15 protein-coding genes are annotated in these 15,726 nt (G+C 76.2%); 14 read left to right on the plus strand and 1 reads right to left on the minus strand.

From position 1 onward, the window contains the following. The 8 genes from WDV85_RS09020 to arc all read left to right on the plus strand — a co-directional run. Nucleotides 1-698, plus strand: a 698-nt coding sequence (locus tag WDV85_RS09020) for an ABC transporter permease (RefSeq protein WP_339570287.1), incomplete at its 5' end; no start/stop codon positions are given. Then, the gene (locus WDV85_RS09025; protein WP_339570288.1) at nucleotides 695-1,669 is read left to right on the plus strand and encodes an ABC transporter permease; all 975 of its coding nucleotides are present in this window, start codon (nucleotides 695-697) and stop codon (nucleotides 1,667-1,669) included. The genes WDV85_RS09020 and WDV85_RS09025, both read left to right, overlap by 4 nt. After that, nucleotides 1,666-2,751 (plus strand): ABC transporter ATP-binding protein, encoded by a 1,086-nt coding sequence (locus WDV85_RS09030; protein WP_339570289.1) that lies wholly within the window; start codon nucleotides 1,666-1,668, stop codon nucleotides 2,749-2,751. Before WDV85_RS09025 ends, WDV85_RS09030 begins: the two co-directional genes overlap by 4 nt. Nucleotides 2,752-2,810: 59 nt before the next feature. Continuing rightward, on the plus strand, nucleotides 2,811-3,869 hold the full coding sequence (locus tag WDV85_RS09035; protein ID WP_445263278.1) for an ABC transporter ATP-binding protein: 1,059 nt from the start codon (nucleotides 2,811-2,813) through the stop codon (nucleotides 3,867-3,869). A gap of 92 nt (nucleotides 3,870-3,961) precedes the next feature. Then, nucleotides 3,962-4,504: a DUF421 domain-containing protein gene (locus tag WDV85_RS09040; RefSeq protein WP_339570291.1), complete on the plus strand. Its 543-nt coding sequence runs from the start codon at nucleotides 3,962-3,964 to the stop codon at nucleotides 4,502-4,504. An 86-nt stretch (nucleotides 4,505-4,590) separates the two neighbouring features. After that, the gene (locus tag WDV85_RS09045; RefSeq protein ID WP_339570292.1) at nucleotides 4,591-5,787 is read left to right on the plus strand and encodes a site-2 protease family protein; all 1,197 of its coding nucleotides are present in this window, start codon (nucleotides 4,591-4,593) and stop codon (nucleotides 5,785-5,787) included. Further along, nucleotides 5,784-6,938, plus strand: a complete 1,155-nt coding sequence (locus WDV85_RS09050) for a tRNA (adenine-N1)-methyltransferase (protein WP_339570293.1) — start codon at nucleotides 5,784-5,786, stop codon at nucleotides 6,936-6,938. Before WDV85_RS09045 ends, WDV85_RS09050 begins: the two co-directional genes overlap by 4 nt. Nucleotides 6,939-7,031: 93 nt before the next feature. Continuing rightward, nucleotides 7,032-8,747 carry a proteasome ATPase gene (gene arc / locus WDV85_RS09055; RefSeq protein WP_339570294.1) on the plus strand — a complete coding sequence of 572 codons (1,716 nt, stop codon included), beginning with the start codon at nucleotides 7,032-7,034 and terminating at the stop codon, nucleotides 8,745-8,747. A 75-nt stretch (nucleotides 8,748-8,822) separates the two neighbouring features. Here arc and WDV85_RS09060 read toward each other — a convergent pair whose 3' ends face one another. Next, a complete protein-coding gene (locus WDV85_RS09060; RefSeq protein ID WP_339570295.1) occupies nucleotides 8,823-9,272 on the minus strand; it encodes a DUF3054 domain-containing protein in 450 nt (149 codons plus the stop codon). A 106-nt stretch (nucleotides 9,273-9,378) separates the two neighbouring features. Between WDV85_RS09060 and dop the strand changes: the two genes are divergently transcribed. The 6 genes from dop (at nucleotide 9,379) to WDV85_RS09090 (ending at nucleotide 15,687) form a co-directional block, all read left to right on the plus strand. Next, on the plus strand, nucleotides 9,379-10,974 hold the full coding sequence (gene dop, locus WDV85_RS09065) for a depupylase/deamidase Dop (RefSeq protein WP_445263279.1): 1,596 nt from the start codon (nucleotides 9,379-9,381) through the stop codon (nucleotides 10,972-10,974). Between the two features lie 154 nt (nucleotides 10,975-11,128). After that, the gene (locus tag WDV85_RS09070) at nucleotides 11,129-11,326 is read left to right on the plus strand and encodes a ubiquitin-like protein Pup (RefSeq protein ID WP_298806474.1); all 198 of its coding nucleotides are present in this window, start codon (nucleotides 11,129-11,131) and stop codon (nucleotides 11,324-11,326) included. 112 nt (nucleotides 11,327-11,438) lie between these two features. Next, nucleotides 11,439-12,293 carry a proteasome subunit beta gene (gene prcB / locus WDV85_RS09075; RefSeq protein ID WP_171202722.1) on the plus strand — a complete coding sequence of 285 codons (855 nt, stop codon included), beginning with the start codon at nucleotides 11,439-11,441 and terminating at the stop codon, nucleotides 12,291-12,293. Beyond that, nucleotides 12,290-13,120, plus strand: a complete 831-nt coding sequence (gene prcA, locus WDV85_RS09080; protein WP_339570297.1) for a proteasome subunit alpha — start codon at nucleotides 12,290-12,292, stop codon at nucleotides 13,118-13,120. The genes prcB and prcA overlap by 4 nt, the downstream gene beginning before the upstream one ends. A gap of 56 nt (nucleotides 13,121-13,176) precedes the next feature. Beyond that, nucleotides 13,177-14,544 (plus strand): Pup--protein ligase, encoded by a 1,368-nt coding sequence (gene pafA / locus WDV85_RS09085; protein ID WP_339570298.1) that lies wholly within the window; start codon nucleotides 13,177-13,179, stop codon nucleotides 14,542-14,544. Between the two features lie 174 nt (nucleotides 14,545-14,718). Further along, the gene (locus tag WDV85_RS09090; RefSeq protein ID WP_339570299.1) at nucleotides 14,719-15,687 is read left to right on the plus strand and encodes an FKBP-type peptidyl-prolyl cis-trans isomerase; all 969 of its coding nucleotides are present in this window, start codon (nucleotides 14,719-14,721) and stop codon (nucleotides 15,685-15,687) included. Nucleotides 15,688-15,726: the final 39 nt, after the last annotated feature.

The following is a 15,726-nucleotide window of genomic DNA, read 5'->3' on the forward strand; positions in this document are numbered from 1 at the left end:
TCGCGGCGCTGCTCGTCGCCGTCGTCCTCGGCATCCCGCTGGGCTACCTGGCGGCCCGCCGGCACGGCAGCGCCCTCGACACGACGCTCGTGGGCGGCTCGCTGCTCGGCACGGTCATCCCCGTGTTCTTCCTCGCCTACCTGCTCAAGCTCGTCTTCGCGGTGCAGCTCGGCTGGCTGCCGACGGCGGGCCGGCAGGACCCGCGGATCGACGCGACGCACGTGACGAACTTCTACGTGCTCGACGGGCTGCTGACGCGCGAGTGGGACGCCTCGTGGGACGCCGTCGTCCACCTCGTGCTGCCCGCGCTGGCGCTCGGCACCATCCCGCTGGCCATCATCGTGCGCATCACCCGCGCCTCGGTCCTCGAGGTGACGGGGCAGGACTACGTGCGCACGGCCGAGGCCAAGGGCTTGGCGCGCTCGCTCGTGCGCCGCCGCCACGTGCTGCGCAACGCGCTGCTGCCCGTGCTGACGACCGTGGGCCTGCAGACGGGCCTGCTGCTGTCGGGGGCCGTGCTCACCGAGACGGTCTTCGCCATCAACGGCATCGGCAGCTACCTCTTCGACTCCATCTCGACCCTGGACTACCCCGTGCTGCAGGGCTTCATCCTCTTCATCGCGCTCGTCTACGCCCTCGTCAACCTCCTCGTCGACGTCGGCTACGGCGTCATCGACCCGCGGGTGCGCGTCTCGTGAGCGGCGTCCACCTGCCCCCGGCCGGCGGCCCCCCGGGCGCCCCGGAGGACGACCCGCCCGCGGGCACGCCCGCGGAGCTCGCGCTCGAGCCGCTCGCCGAGGACGAGCGCGGCACCAGCCTCTGGCGCGGCGCCTGGCGGCGGCTGCGCCGCGACCCCGGCGCCATCGCCGGTGCCGTCATCGTCCTGGCCTTCGCCCTCGTCGCGCTGATGGCCCCGCTCATCGCGCCGTACGCCCCGGCGGGCGCGCAGTGGGCGAACCAGGTGACGCCCTCCTCGGTGCCCGGGCCGAGCGACGAGCACCTGCTCGGCCTCGACAGCTTCGGGTCCGACCTCTTCACCCAGCTCGTCTACGGGGCCCGGCAGTCGCTCGTCATCGGCGTCGTGTCGACGGTCATCGGGCTCGGCTTCGGCGCGGCGCTCGGCCTGCTGGCCGGCGCCTTCGGCGGCGCCGTCGACGTCGCCGTCATGCGCGTCGTCGACATCATGCTGTCGATCCCCAGCCTGCTCCTGGCCGTCAGCGTCGCCGCCGTCATCGGCCCCAGCCCGACCGCCCTCATGATCGCCATCGGGGCGGCGCAGGTGCCGATCTTCGCCCGCCTGCTGCGCGGCTCGATGCTCGGCCAGCGCAGCAGCGACTACGTGCTGGCGGCCTCCTCGCTGGGGCTGCGACGGCGGCGCGTGGTGATGAGCCACATGCTCCCGAACTCGCTCAGCCCCGTCATCGTCCAGGGCACCCTCACGCTCGCGACGGCGATCATCGAGGTGGCGGCGCTGTCCTACCTCGGCCTGGGCGACCCGAACCCGACCGTCGCCGAGTGGGGCCGGATGCTCGTGCGGGCGCAGGACCGGCTCGCCACCGACCCGCACCTGGCGGTCCTGCCGGGCGTCTGCATCGCCGTCACCGCCCTGGGCTTCACGCTCTTCGGCGAGGCGCTGCGCGAGTCCCTCGACCCCACCTTCCGCCGATGAGCCCCGCGGACCGTCCCGCGGGCGACCGGAGCGACGTGACGCCATCCAGCACGAGCGGCCGGGCGGGGGCCGCCGAGCCCCTGCTCGAGGTCCGCGACCTCACCGTCGACTTCCTGCGCCGGGGCAGCGAGCCCGCGCGCGCCGTCGACGGCGTCAGCCTGTCCGTGCGCCCCGGCGAGGTCATGGGCCTCGTCGGGGAGTCGGGCAGCGGGAAGTCCGTGACCTCCCTCGCCGTCATGGGGCTGCTGCCACGGCGCTCGAGCCGCGTGGGCGGCTCCGTGCGCCTCGGCGGCACCGAGCTGCTGGGGATGGCGCCGCGGCGCCTCGCCGGGCTGCGGGGCGACCAGATGGCGATGGTCTTCCAGGACCCGATGAGCTCCCTCAACCCGGTCGTGCCGATCGGGACGCAGGTCACCGAGGTGCTGCGCACGCACACGGACGCCGACCGCGCCGCCGCGCGCGAGGAGGCCGAGGACCTGCTGCGGCGGGTCGGCATCCCCGACCCCCGGCGGCGGCTGCGGGACTACCCGCACCAGCTGTCGGGCGGCATGCGCCAGCGCGCGCTCATCGCCATCGCCCTGGCCTGCAAGCCGCGGCTGCTCATCGCCGACGAGCCCACGACGGCGCTCGACGTGACCATCCAGGCGCAGGTGCTCGAGCTGCTGCGCCGGCTCGTGGGGGAGACCGGGACCGCCATGCTGCTCATCACGCACGACCTCGGCGTCGTCGCGGGCCTCTGCGACGACGTCACGGTCATGTACTCCGGCCGGGTCGTCGAGACGGCGCCGCGCCGCGAGCTCTTCGCCCGGCCGGCGCACCGCTACACCGAGGGCCTTCTCGCCTCGGTGCCGCGGCTGGACTCCTCGCGGGGGGAGCCGCTGCGGCCCATCCCGGGGACCCCGCGCGACGTGCTGCCGTGGGCGCGGGCCTGCGCCTTCGCCCCGCGCTGCGCCCATGCCGACCGCGCGTGCGCCGACCCCGGGCTCGCCCTCGCCGGTCATCCGGGGCTGCCGGAGGACCACCTCGCGCGCTGCGTCCACCCCGCCGTGCCCGAGGCGGCGACGACGGGGGCCGGCGCGTGAGCGCGCCGGCGGCCGGCGTCGAGGACGCCCGCGGGAGAGCTGACCGGGAGGACGACGTCCTGCTGCGCGTGCGGGGCCTGCAGGTGCACTTCCCCCTCAAGAAGGGCCTGCTGCTCGACCGCACGGTCGGGCACGTGCGCGCCGTTGACGGCGTCGACCTCGACCTGCGGCGCGGGCAGACCTACGGCCTGGTGGGGGAGTCGGGCTGCGGGAAGTCGACCCTCGGGCGCGCCGTCCTGCGTCTCGAGGAGCCGACGGCGGGCAGCGTCGAGCTCGACGGGCAGGACGTCCTGGCGCTGGGCCGGGACGAGCTGCGAGCCCTGCGGCGGCGCATGCAGATGGTGTTCCAGGACCCGATGTCGAGCCTCGACCCGCGCCAGAGCGTCGAGAGCATCCTCACCGAGCCGCTGCGCGCCCACGGCGCGCCAGGCGGTCCGCGGGCGTGGCGCGAGCGGGTGCTGGAGCTCCTCGAGGTCGTCGGGCTCCCGGCGTCGGCCGCCGCCCGCTACCCGCACGAGTTCTCCGGCGGGCAGCGCCAGCGCATCGGCATCGCCCGGGCCGTGGCGCTCTCGCCCGACCTCGTCGTCGCCGACGAGCCGGTGAGCGCCCTCGACGTGTCGGTGCAGGCGCAGGTGGTCAACCTCCTCGAGGAGCTGCAGGAGCGGCTCGGGCTGACCTACCTCGTCATAGCCCACGACCTGGCCGTCGTCCGGCACATCAGCGACGTCGTCGGCGTCATGTACCTCGGCGTCGTCGTCGAGCAGGCGCCGAGCGACGAGCTGTACGCCAACCCGCTGCACCCCTACACGCTGTCGCTGATGTCGGCGATCCCCGTGCCGGACCCGGCCGTCGAGGACGCGCGCGAGCGGATCCTCCTCACGGGCGACCTGCCGAGCCCGGCCGCCCCGCCGTCCGGCTGCCGCTTCCACACGCGCTGCCCGTTCCGCCAGGCGACGCGGTGCCACGACGAGGTTCCGCGGCCGCGCGAGCTGGCGCCCGGCCACGTCGTCGCGTGCCACTGGGCCGAGGAGGTGCGCGACGGGCGCGTGCGGGCCAGCGCGGCCTCGCACGACCCGACGTCCACGAGCGCGGCGGAGGAGGCGCCGGCGCACCCCTGACCGGCTCCTCCGGCTCCAGCACCGGCTCAGGTGCGGGGCGCTGTCGGACGCGCGGGCGCGACATCCGGGCGCCCGTGCCGTAGGCAGGGGCCATGTGGACCGACGGGTGGGCCGACCTGGGGCGGGTGCTGGCCGTGGGGGCCACCGCGTACGTCGCGCTCGTGGTGCTGCTGCGGGTGTCGGGCAAGCGGACGCTCGCCAAGCTCAACGCCTTCGACCTCGTCGTCACGGTGGCGCTGGGCTCGACCCTGGCGACCATCCTGCTGAGCTCGGACGTCTCCTGGACCGAGGGCGCGCTCGCGCTCGTGCTGCTCGTCGCGCTGCAGCTCGTCGTCGCCTGGACGACGACGCGGTGGCCGGCCAGCCGTCGCGTCGTCACCTCCGAGCCCACGCTCCTGCTCTGGCGCGGCGAGGTGCGCGAGGACGCCCTGCGGGCGCAGCGCGTGTCGCCGTCCGAGCTGCGCCAGGCCGTGCGCGCCAGCGGAGCCGGTGACGTGTCGCGCGTCGGGGCCATCGTGCTCGAGAGCGACGGCAGCCTGAGCGTCGTCCCCGAGTCCTCGCTCGGGGACGCCTCGGCCCTCGACGACGTGCCCGGCGCCGCGCGGCGGGGCCGGCCGGGGCACCGCCGGGCCTGAGCCGCGCGCCGGGGGCCACCGGCTGAGGGGCTCCCGGCGAGGGGCGCCCGCGGCGGGGGCCCCGGCCGCGCCCGTAGGCTCGGGGGGTGCACGCCCCCGCCGCCCGACCCCAGCCCCCGGCCGCGGGACCGCCGCCCCGCCGCGACCGCGACGGGTGGCGCCTCGGCGCGATCGCCGGGGTGCCCGTCGTCCTGGCGCGCTCGTGGGTCGTCATCGCCGTCGTCGTCACGCTGCTCTTCGCGCCGACGGTCGCCCGCACGGCCCCCGAGCTGGGTGGCGCGGGCGCCGTCGTCGTCGCCCTCGCCTACGCGCTCGTCCTGGCGCTGTCGGTGCTCGTCCACGAGGTGGCGCACGCGCTGACCGCCCGGGCCGTCGGCCTGCCGCCGACCAAGATCGTGCTCACGCTCTGGGGCGGCCACACGACCTTCGCGACGGACGCGACGACGCCGGGCCGCAGCTTCGTCGTCGCCGCCGTCGGCCCCGCCTCGAACGCGGTGCTGGCGGGCGTCGGCGCCCTGCTCCTGCTCGCGACGTCGCCGGGCGGCCTGCCGTCGCTGCTGCTGTCCGCGCTCGCGCTGGCCAACCTCTTCGTCGCCGTCTTCAACGTCCTCCCCGGCCTCCCGCTCGACGGGGGCCGGATGCTCGAGGCGGGCGTCTGGGCGGTCACCGGCGACCGGCTGCGCGCCACCGTCGTCGCCGCCTGGGCCGGCCGGGTGCTCGCCGTCGCGGCCGTCGTCGTGCTGCTGGGCCTGCCGCTCTCGCGCGGGGAGCGCCCGTCCCTCCTCTTCGTGGCGTGGGCCGCGCTCGTGGCCGGGACGCTGTGGACCGGCGCCAGCGCGGTGCTCGCCGACGCCCGCCTGCGCGGGCGCGTGGCCGCCCTGCGCGCGGATGCGCTGGCCGCCCCGGCCGTGGGCGCGCCCCTGCACGCGGACGTCGCCGCCGTCGCCGCGGCCGCCGACGCGGCCGGGGCCTCCGAGGTCGTCCTGCTCGAGGGCGACGGCCGCCCCGTGGCGGTGGTGGACCGCGACGCCGTCGGCCGCGTGCCCCGCGAGCGCTGGACCGCCGTCGCCGCCACGTCCGTGGCGCGGCCGCTCACGGGCCCGCCGATCCCGGGCGACGCCGCCGGCCAGCGCCTCGTGCAGCTGCTCGCCGTCGGCAGCGGGCACTCCGAGGCCGTCACCGGCTCGGAGGTCGTCGCGGTCGTCGACGCCGCCGGCCGGGTCGTCGGCCTGCTGCGCGGCGCCGACGTCGTCGCGGCCGCGCGGCGCGGGGGCCGGTCGTGAGCGGCCCGACGGGCGCCGCCGCCCGCCGCGGGCCCCTGCGCGAGGGCGAGCGCGTGCAGCTCACCGACCCGCGGGGCCGCCTGCACACCATCACGCTCGGTGCGGGCCGTGACTTCCACACCCACCGCGGGCACCTCGCCCACGACGACCTCATCGGCGGGCCCGAGGGCGTCGTCGTCACGAGCACCGCGGGCGTGGAGTACCTCGCCCTGCGCCCGCTCCTCGCCGACCACGTCCTGTCGATGCCGCGGGGGGCGGCGGTCGTCTACCCCAAGGACGCGGGCCAGGTCGTGGCGATGGCCGACGTCTTCCCCGGCGCACGGGTCGTCGAGGCCGGCGTCGGCTCGGGGGCGCTGAGCATGTCGCTGCTGCGCGCCGTCGGCGACGAGGGGCACCTGCACTCCTTCGAGCGGCGCGAGGACTTCGCCGACATCGCCCGCGCGAACGTGGAGGGCTTCTTCGGCGGCCCGCACCCGGCGTGGACGGTGACGGTCGGCGACCTGGCCGAGGAGCTCGGCGCCGCGGAGGAGCCGGGGACGGTCGACCGGGTCGTCCTCGACATGCTCGCGCCCTGGGAGTGCCTCGACGCCGTGGCGACGGCGCTCGCCCCCGGCGGGGTGCTCATCTGCTACGTCGCGACGGCCACCCAGCTCTCGCGGACGGCGGAGGACCTGCGCGGCGACGGCCGGTGGACCGAGCCGCAGGCGTGGGAGTCCATGGTGCGCGGCTGGCACCTCGAGGGGCTCGCCGTGCGACCGCAGCACCGCATGGTGGGCCACACGGGCTTCCTCCTCACGTCCCGCCGCATGGCCGAGGGCGTCACCGCGCCGCTGCGGCGCCGGCGGCCCGCCAAGGGCACCGCCGCCGCGACGCCCGGCTCGCGCCCGGCCGGCGGCCCGCGGGACGACGTGGAGGCCGTGGAGGAGCCGGACACCGGCGCCAGCACCGCCTGGGGCGCCGAGGAGGACTGGTCGCCCGAGGCGCTCGGCGAGCGCGCCGTCTCGGCGAAGAAGGTGCGGCGCGTGCGGCGCGACGTCACCGCACGCCGCGCCCTCCAGCAGGAGCGGGACGCGGAGGACGGGGAGGCGGAGGAGCCGGCCCCCGCCGAGGGCGACCACGCCGACGGCAGCGGGGTCGACGCCGAGGACTGAGACGGCGGGTCCGGCGCGCCCCGACCGGCCCGGGCGCCGCCGCTGGGGCCGGGTGCCCGGGTTACCGTCGTCCACGGACTCGAGGAGGCGCGCATGGACAGCCACTCAGGCACCAGTCGGGACGACCAGCCGGACCCGGGGCGGGACGCCCGCGGGGAGCAGCCGCCCGGGCGCACGTGGGGCGCGGCGAGCGCGTCGCGCGTCGCCGCCCTGCAGGACCAGGTGGGCGAGCTCGTGGCCCGCAACGACCGCCTCGCGCGGACCCTCGCGGACGCCCGCGACCAGCTCGTCTCCCTGCGCGGGGAGGTCGAGCGGCTGGCGCAGCCGCCCAGCGGGTACGCCACCTACCTCGGACCGTCGGGGGAGGGCGTGGTCGACGTCGTCCAGCAGGGCCGCAAGATGCGCGTGGCCCTCAGCGCGGCGCTCGACGCGGACGCCCTGGCGCCGGGCCAGGAGGTCGAGCTCAACGAGGCGATGAACGTCGTCGCCCTGCGCGGCTTCGAGCGCACCGGCGAGGTCGTCACCTTCAAGGAGGCCCTCGGCGACGACCGCGCGCTCGTCGTCGTCCACGGCGACGAGGAGCGCGTCGTGCGCCTCGCCGGCCCGCTCGTGGGCGCCCACCTCAAGGCGGGGGACGCGCTGACGCTCGAGCCCCGCTCGGGCTACGTGCACGAGGTCGTCCCGAAGGCCGAGGTCGAGGACCTCGTGCTCGAGGAGGTGCCCGACGTCGAGTACGCCGACATCGGCGGCCTGTCCTCGCAGATCGAGACCATCCGCGACGCCGTCGAGCTGCCCTTCCGCCACCCCGAGCTCTTCCGCGAGCACGGGCTCAAGCCGCCCAAGGGCGTCCTGCTCTACGGCCCGCCCGGGTGCGGCAAGACCCTCATCGCCAAGGCGGTCGCGCGGTCGCTCGCCCGCCAGTCGGCCGAGCGGGACGGGCGCGAGGACGCGCGCAGCTACTTCCTCAACGTCAAGGGCCCCGAGCTGCTCAACAAGTACGTCGGCGAGACCGAGCGGCACATCCGGATGATCTTCAGCCGGGCGCGCGACAAGGCGAGCGAGGGCCACCCCGTCGTCGTCTTCTTCGACGAGATGGAGTCGCTCTTCCGCACGCGCGGCTCGGGCGTGAGCTCCGACGTCGAGACGACGATCGTGCCCCAGCTGCTCGCCGAGATCGACGGGGTGGAGCGCCTCGACGACGTCATCGTCATCGGCGCCTCGAACCGCGAGGACATGATCGACCCGGCGATCCTGCGCCCGGGCCGCCTCGACGTGAAGATCAAGATCGAGCGCCCCGACGCCGAGGGCGCGCGCGACATCTTCGCGAAGTACCTCACCGCCGACCTGCCGCTGCACCCGCAGGACCTCGCCCACCACGACGGCGACCGCGAGGCCTGCGTCGAGGGGATGATCCGCGCGACGGTGGAGCGGATGTACTCCGAGACCGAGGAGAACCAGTTCCTCGAGGTCACCTACGCGGGCGGCGACAAGGAGGTCCTCTACTTCAAGGACTTCAACTCCGGCGCGATGGTGCAGAACATCGTCGACCGCGCCAAGAAGATGGCGATCAAGGACTTCCTCACGACCGGCGCCAAGGGCCTGCGGGTCGACCACCTGCTCGTGGCGTGCGTGGAGGAGTTCAAGGAGAACGAGGACCTGCCGAACACGACCAACCCCGACGACTGGGCTCGCATCTCCGGCAAGAAGGGCGAGCGGATCGTCTACATCCGCACCATCGTGCAGGGCAAGAAGGGCTCCGAGGCCGGCCGCTCGATCGACACGGTGGCGAGCCCCGGGCAGTACCTGTAGCCCCCGCGCGCAAGACGCACGCCCGCACGGCCCCCGCCCGCACGGCCCCCGCCCGCACGGGCGGGGGCGTGCGCGTCAGCGGGAGGCGCGGCGGGCCGACCAGGAGGCGAGGGGGCGCCAGGCGAGCAGGAGCAGGGCGAGCACGAGGACCGTCACGACGACGAAGGACGGGGCGGCGCCCTGGCCCGTGAGCAGCCGGAGGACGACGCCGACGACGACGGCGCCCGCGAGCACGAGGACGCCGGCGGGCACGACGCGGGTGGGGTCGCGGTGCACCCGCGGCAGCGCCCACGCCAGCAGGACGCCCACCCAGAAGGGCAGCGCCGTCCCGGCGACCTGCAGCAAGCCCGTGCCCTCGACGTGGCTGGCCCGGCCGACGCCCGCGAAGACGAGGACGGCGAGGAGGTCGACGACGAGCGCCGCGGCCGGGGGCCGGACGGGCGCGCCGCCGGGGCGCGCGCGCCCCACGACGGGGCGCGAAGGGCGGGGGCTGCGGGAGGGCCCGTGCGGGCGTCGCCGGCTCACGGGCCCCACCGTAGGCTCGCGGGCGATGAGCAGCGCCGAGGACCTCGCGAGCAGGACCCCTGACGGCGGCGGCCCGTGGGGCCGCGACGGCGGCGTCCGCCGCGTCATGGGCCTGGAGACCGAGTTCGGGATCAGCGCGCCCGGCGAGGACCGGGCCAACCCCATGCTGCTGTCGGGCCGGGTGGTGCACGCCTACGCGGCCCCGGACCCGTCGTCCGGCGGCCGCGGCACCCGCTCCCGGCGGGGCACGCGCTGGGACTACGCCGACGAGGCCCCGCTGCGCGACGCGCGCGGCTTCGAGCTCGACCGGGCCCGCGCGCACGCGAGCCAGCTCACCGACGTGCCGCCCGACGTCGCGGCCTCCCAGGCCGCGACCGCCGGCACGGGCCTGCACGTGGCCGAGGAGCTCGAGGACGCGGGCCTCGCGAACACCGTGCTCACGAACGGCGCGCGCCTGTACGTCGACCACGCCCACCCCGAGTACTCCGGCCCCGAGGTGACGACGCCGCGCGACGCGGTGCTGTGGGACCTCGCCGGCGACGAGGTGGCCCGCGAGGCCATGCGCCGCATCGCCGCCTCGCCCGGGCTCGGGGAGGTCGTCCTCTACAAGAACAACACCGACGGCAAGGGCGCCTCGTACGGCACGCACGAGAACTACCTCATGCCGCGGGCGACGCCCTTCGCCGACGTCGCGCGCGCCCTGGTGCCCTTCTTCGTCAGCCGGCAGGTCGTCACGGGCGCGGGGCGCGTCGGCCTCGGGCAGACGGGGGAGGGCAGCGGGTTCCAGCTGAGCCAGCGGGCCGACTTCTTCGAGACGGAGGTCGGCCTCGAGACGACCCTCAAGCGCCCGCTCGTCAACACCCGCGACGAGCCGCACGCGACGGCCGACCGGTGGCGGCGCCTGCACGTCATCGTCGGCGACGCCAACCTCTCGCCCGTCGCCACCCTGCTGAAGACGGGGACGACCTCCCTCGTCCTCGCCATGGTCGAGGCGGGGGAGATGCCCGACCTCGCCCTGGCGCACCCCGTGGCCTCGGTGCGGGCCGTGAGCCACGACCCGACGCTGCGCCACCTCCTCGAGCTGCGCTCGGGGGAGCGGATGACGGCGGTCCAGCTGCAGTGGCGGCACCTGGAGGCCGCGCGCGCCTTCGTCGGGCGCCGCCAGGGCGACGCCGTCGACCCGGACACGGCCGAGGTGCTGACCCGGTGGGAGCAGGTCCTCACCGACCTCGAGGCCGACCCGATGCGCTGCGCCCGCCAGCTCGACTGGGTGGCCAAGCTGCGCCTGCTCGAGGGCTTCCGCTCCCGCGAGGACCTCACGTGGGACGCGGCGCGCCTCGCGCTCATCGACATCCAGTACGCCGACCTGCGCCCCGAGCGCGGGCTGCACGCCCGGCTCGTGGCGCGGGGGGCCGTCGAGCTGCTGCACGAGCCCGCCGAGGTGGCGCGCGCCGTCGTCGCGCCGCCGGAGGACACCCGCGCCTGGTTCCGCGGCGAGTGCGTGCGCCGCTACGGCGACGAGGTGGCCGCCGCGAGCTGGGACTCGGTGATCCTCGACGTCGCCGGCCGCGCCTCGCTGCAGCGGGTGCCGATGCTCGAGCCCCTGCGCGGCACCCGGGCGACGACCGGCGCGCTGCTCGACCGCTGCGCCACGGCCGCCGAGCTCGTGCACGCCCTCACCGGGGGCCGTCCGGCGGGCTGAGGCGTCCGGGTCCGGCCGACCGGGTCGGGACCGGGCCACCGGCCGGGGTCCCCGACGGACGCGCGGGCAGGCGCCTACCATCGCGGTAGCCGGGCCGCCGGCGCCGCCCCGCGGGGCCGCCGGCGGGCGGGGTCCTCGAGGGGCGGGAGCAGCCATGGCAGCGCAGGAGCAGCGTCAGCACGAGCGCCGCGACGACGAGCCGGAGGACGCGCCGGCGCCCGCGCCGGCCGCGTCGGCGACCACCTCGAGCAGCGACGCGGAGGTCGACGACCTCCTCGACGAGATCGACGACGTCCTCGAGGCCAACGCCGAGACCTTCGTCCGCTCCTTCGTCCAGAAGGGCGGGCAGTAGGCGCGGCCCTCGACGGGCGCCCCGTGGCGCCCGCAGAGAGGCCCCGCGGCGTCCGCGGGTCGGCCGGGGCGACGGGCCGCCGTCGGGGGTGCTGGCTAGGGTCGCTCGGGTGATGCCAGCCACGCCCGCGCCCCAGCCACCCGGCGGCCGGCTCCCCGCGGCCTTCCACGTGCCGGGGGCGGCCTCCTTCACCGACTTCGTGGGCAGCCACGACCCGTCGCTGCTGCCCGGGCGCCGCCCGCTGCCGCAGGGGGCGCTGCCGCCCGAGCTGGACCCGCCGCACGGCACGACCATCGTGGCGCTCACCTACCCGGGCGGCGTCGTCATGGCGGGGGACCGGCGCGCCACGGCCGGCAGCATGATCGCCCACCGGGAGATCGAGAAGGTCTTCCCGGCCGACACCCACTCGTGCGTCGGCATCGCCGGCACCGCCGGCCTGGCCGTGGAGATGGTGCGGCTCTTCCAGGTCGAGCTGGAGCACTTCGAGAAGATCGAGGGCGCGGTGCTGTCGCTCGACGGCAAGGCCAACCGGCTCTCGACCATGGTCCGCGGCAACCTCGGCCTCGCGATGCAGGGCCTCGCCGTCGTGCCCCTCTTCGCGGGCTACGACCTCGCGGGCCGGCGCGGGCGCATCTTCAGCTACGACGTCACGGGCGGGCGCTACGAGGAGCGGGGTCACCACTCCGTCGGCTCGGGGTCGGTGTTCGCGCGCGGGGCGCTGAAGAAGCTGCACCGCCCGACCCGGGGGGTCGACGAGGCGGTGGCGACCGCGCTCGAGGCGCTCCACGACGCCGCCGACGACGACTCGGCCACGGGCGGCTCCGACCTCGTCCGCGGCATCGTCCCCGTGGTCGCCGTGGTCGACGAGGCGGGCTACCGGCGCGTGCCCGACGCGCGCGTCGCCGAGGTGGTCCGCGGCGTCCTCGACGCCCGCACCGCCCAGCACGAGGAGGACCAGCGCCCATGACGCAGCAGTTCTACGTCTCGCCCGAGCAGGTCATGCGCGACCGGGCGGACTTCGCGCGCAAGGGCATCGCCCGGGGCCGCTCCGTCGTCGTCCTGTGCTTCGACGCCGGCATCGCGCTCGTCGCGGACAACCCGTCGCGGGCGCTGCACAAGGTCAGCGAGATCTACGACCGCATCGCCTTCGCCGCCGTCGGCAAGTACAACGAGTTCGAGAACCTGCGCGTGGCCGGCGTCCGCTACGCCGACCTGCGCGGGTACTCCTACGACCGCGCCGACGTCACCGCCCGCGGCCTCGCCAACGCCTACGCGCAGACCCTCGGCAGCGTCTTCACCACCGAGAGCAAGCCGCTGGAGGTGGAGATCGTCGTCGCCGAGGTCGGCGCCTCGGGCGAGGGCGACCAGATCTACCGGCTGACCTACGACGGGTCCGTCGCCGACGAGCGCGGGGCGGTCGTCATCGGCGGCGCCGCGGACGCGCTCGCCGGGGTCCTCGCCGAGGGCTGGCGCCCCGACCTGCGGCTCGCCGACGCCCTGGCGCTGGCGCGGCGCGTCCTCGCGACCGACCCCGCCGACCCGGCCGCGGGTCACTCGCGCGACCTGCCCGCCTCCTCGCTCGAGGTGGCGGTGCTCGAGCGCGGGCTGCCGCGGCGGTCCTTCCGGCGCGTGCAGGGCGACCTGCTCGAGCGGCTGCTGTCGGACGACGACCCCACGGTGGACGCCCCGCGCACCCCCGACCTGCTGGCGCCCGCCGACGCGCCGGGCCACCCGGGGCTGCCGGAGGACGTGCCGCCCGCGCCCCCGTCGGCGGCCGCCCCCGAGGAGGGGTGACGGCGGACCGGCCCGACCGCCCGTCCGTCGTCGGCACCCCGACGTAGGGTCGGTCCATGGATCGACGCATCCTCGGCCTCGAGACCGAGTACGGCGTCACGTGCGTGGCGGAGGGGCAGCGGCGCCTGTCGGCCGACGAGGTCGCGCGCTACCTGTTCCGCACCGTCGTCGCCTGGGGCCGGTCGAGCAACGTCTTCCTCCAGAACGGCGCCCGGCTGTACCTTGACGTCGGGTCCCACCCGGAGTACGCCACGCCCGAGTGCGACGACGTCCAGCAGCTCGTCGTCCACGACCGGGCGGGGGAGCACATCCTCGAGGGGCTCGTCGGCGACGCCGAGGCGCGGCTGGCCGACGAGGGCACCACCGGGGAGATCTTCCTCTTCAAGAACAACACCGACTCGGCCGGCAACTCCTACGGCTGCCACGAGAACTACCTCGTGCCGCGGGCCGGCGAGTTCAGCGCCCTGTCGGACGTGCTCATCCCCTTCCTCGTCACGCGCCAGGTCCTCGTCGGCGCGGGCAAGGTGCTGCAGACGCCGCGGGGGGCCACGTACTGCTTCTCCCAGCGCGCGGACCACATCTGGGAGGGGGTGTCGAGCGCCACGACGCGCTCGCGCCCCATCATCAACACGCGCGACGAGCCGCACGCGGACGCCGAGCACTACCGGCGCCTGCACGTCATCGTCGGCGACTCCTCGATGGCCGAGCCGACGACGATGCTCAAGGTCGGCGCCGTCGACCTCGTCCTGCGCATGCTCGAGGCGGGCGCGCCGCTGCGGGACATGGCGCTGGAGAACCCGATCCGCGCCATCCGCGAGGTCAGCCACGACCTGACCGGGCGACGCCCGCTCCGGCTGGCGAGCGGCCGGCAGATGAGCGCCCTCGACGTGCAGGGCGAGTTCCTCGAGCGCGCCCGCTCCTTCGTCGAGCGCGGCGACGCGGGGGAGACGACGAGCACCACCAAGGCGGTGCTCGACCTGTGGGAGCGCGGGCTGCGCGCGGTCGCGACGCAGGACCCGACGCTCGTCGACCGCGAGCTCGACTGGGCGGTCAAGCAGCGCCTGCTCCAGCGCTACATGCGCAAGCACGACCTCACCCTCGCCAGCGCCCGCGTCGCGCGCCTGGACCTCGCCTACCACGACGTCTCGCGGCGCCGGGGGCTCTACCACCAGCTCGCCGCCCGGGGCCTCGTCGACCGGCTGACGACCGACGACGAGGTCGACGAGGCCACGACGGCGCCGCCGCAGACGACGCGCGCCCGCCTGCGCGGGGACTTCGTCCGCGCGGCCACGGAGCACGGCCGCGACTTCACGGTGGACTGGGTGCACCTCAAGCTCAACGACCAGTCGCAGCGCACGGTCCTGTGCAAGGACCCCTTCGCCGCTGTGGACGAGCGGGTGGAGCGGCTCATCGAGAGCATGTGAGGAGGGCCGCGTCCGTGGGCGACCCGGCTGGGCGGACGAGCGGCGGGGGACCGGCCGCCCAGGGGCCGCCCAGCGGCGGGCCAGGCCCGCCGCAGACCTGCGCGCTACGGTCGTGACCACTGCCGGTCACCACCGGTCCGACCGCCGGGACGACCGGCACGACGAGAGGTCCTCGTGCGACACCTGCGACACCCCCGCACCCTGACGGCCCGGGCCGCCCTGGCCGTCGCGCTCCCGGCCCTCCTCGTGGCCGGGTGCGGCGACGACGCCGCGCCCGCGCCGGACGAGGACGCGCTCTCGCGCGTCGAGGTCGTCGGCGACGACGCCGCGCCCGAGCTCGAGGTCGACACGCCGGTGACGATCACCAGCACGACGACCGAGGTCGTCGACGAGGGCGACGGCCGCGTCGTCGAGGAGGGCGACCTGGTCGCGCTCGACGTCCTCGCCGTGGACGGCGGTGGCGGCGACGTGCTCCAGACGACGTTCGGCACCGAGCAGCGCCTCGTCCTGCAGGCCGACCCGACGACGACCGTCCAGGGCCTCGTCAGCGGTGTGGTCGACCAGGCGGTGGGCTCGCGCGTCCTCGTCGGCGTCAGCCCGTCGGACTTCGGGGCTGACGCGCCGGGCGCCCCGACGCCGACCGCGGGCGACGGCTCGGTGCTCCTGCTCGTCGACATCCTCGACGCCTCCCCGGTGCTCGACGGCCCCCAGGGCGCCGAGCAGCCCGCTCCCGAGGGGCTGCCCGCGGTGACCGAGGGCGAGGACGGCGACCTGTCCGTGGCGACGCCGGAGGGCGACGCGCCGACGGACCTGCGGGTCGAGACGCTGGTCGAGGGCGAGGGCGACCCGGTCGAGGACGGGGACACGGTCGTCGTCGACTACACCGGTGTGCTGTGGAGCGACGGCACCGTGTTCGACTCGAGCCGGGGCGCGGACCGTCCGCCGTTCTCCTTCACGCTCGGTCAGGGCGCCGTCATCCCCGCCTGGGACGAGGGCCTCGCGGGCGTGCCCGTCGGCAGCCGCGTGATGATCGTCGCCCCGCCGGACCAGGCCTACGGCGACCAGGAGACCGGCAGCATCCCGCCCGGCTCGACACTCGTCTTCGTCGTCGACGTCCTGGCCGCGGAGAGCACGCAGCGCTGACGTGCCCCGTCCCGTCCTCGCCCGGCGAGGACGGCCCCA

The sequence above is a fragment of the Pseudokineococcus sp. 5B2Z-1 genome, assembly GCF_037482305.1.
Lineage (GTDB): Bacteria > Actinomycetota > Actinomycetes > Actinomycetales > Quadrisphaeraceae > Pseudokineococcus.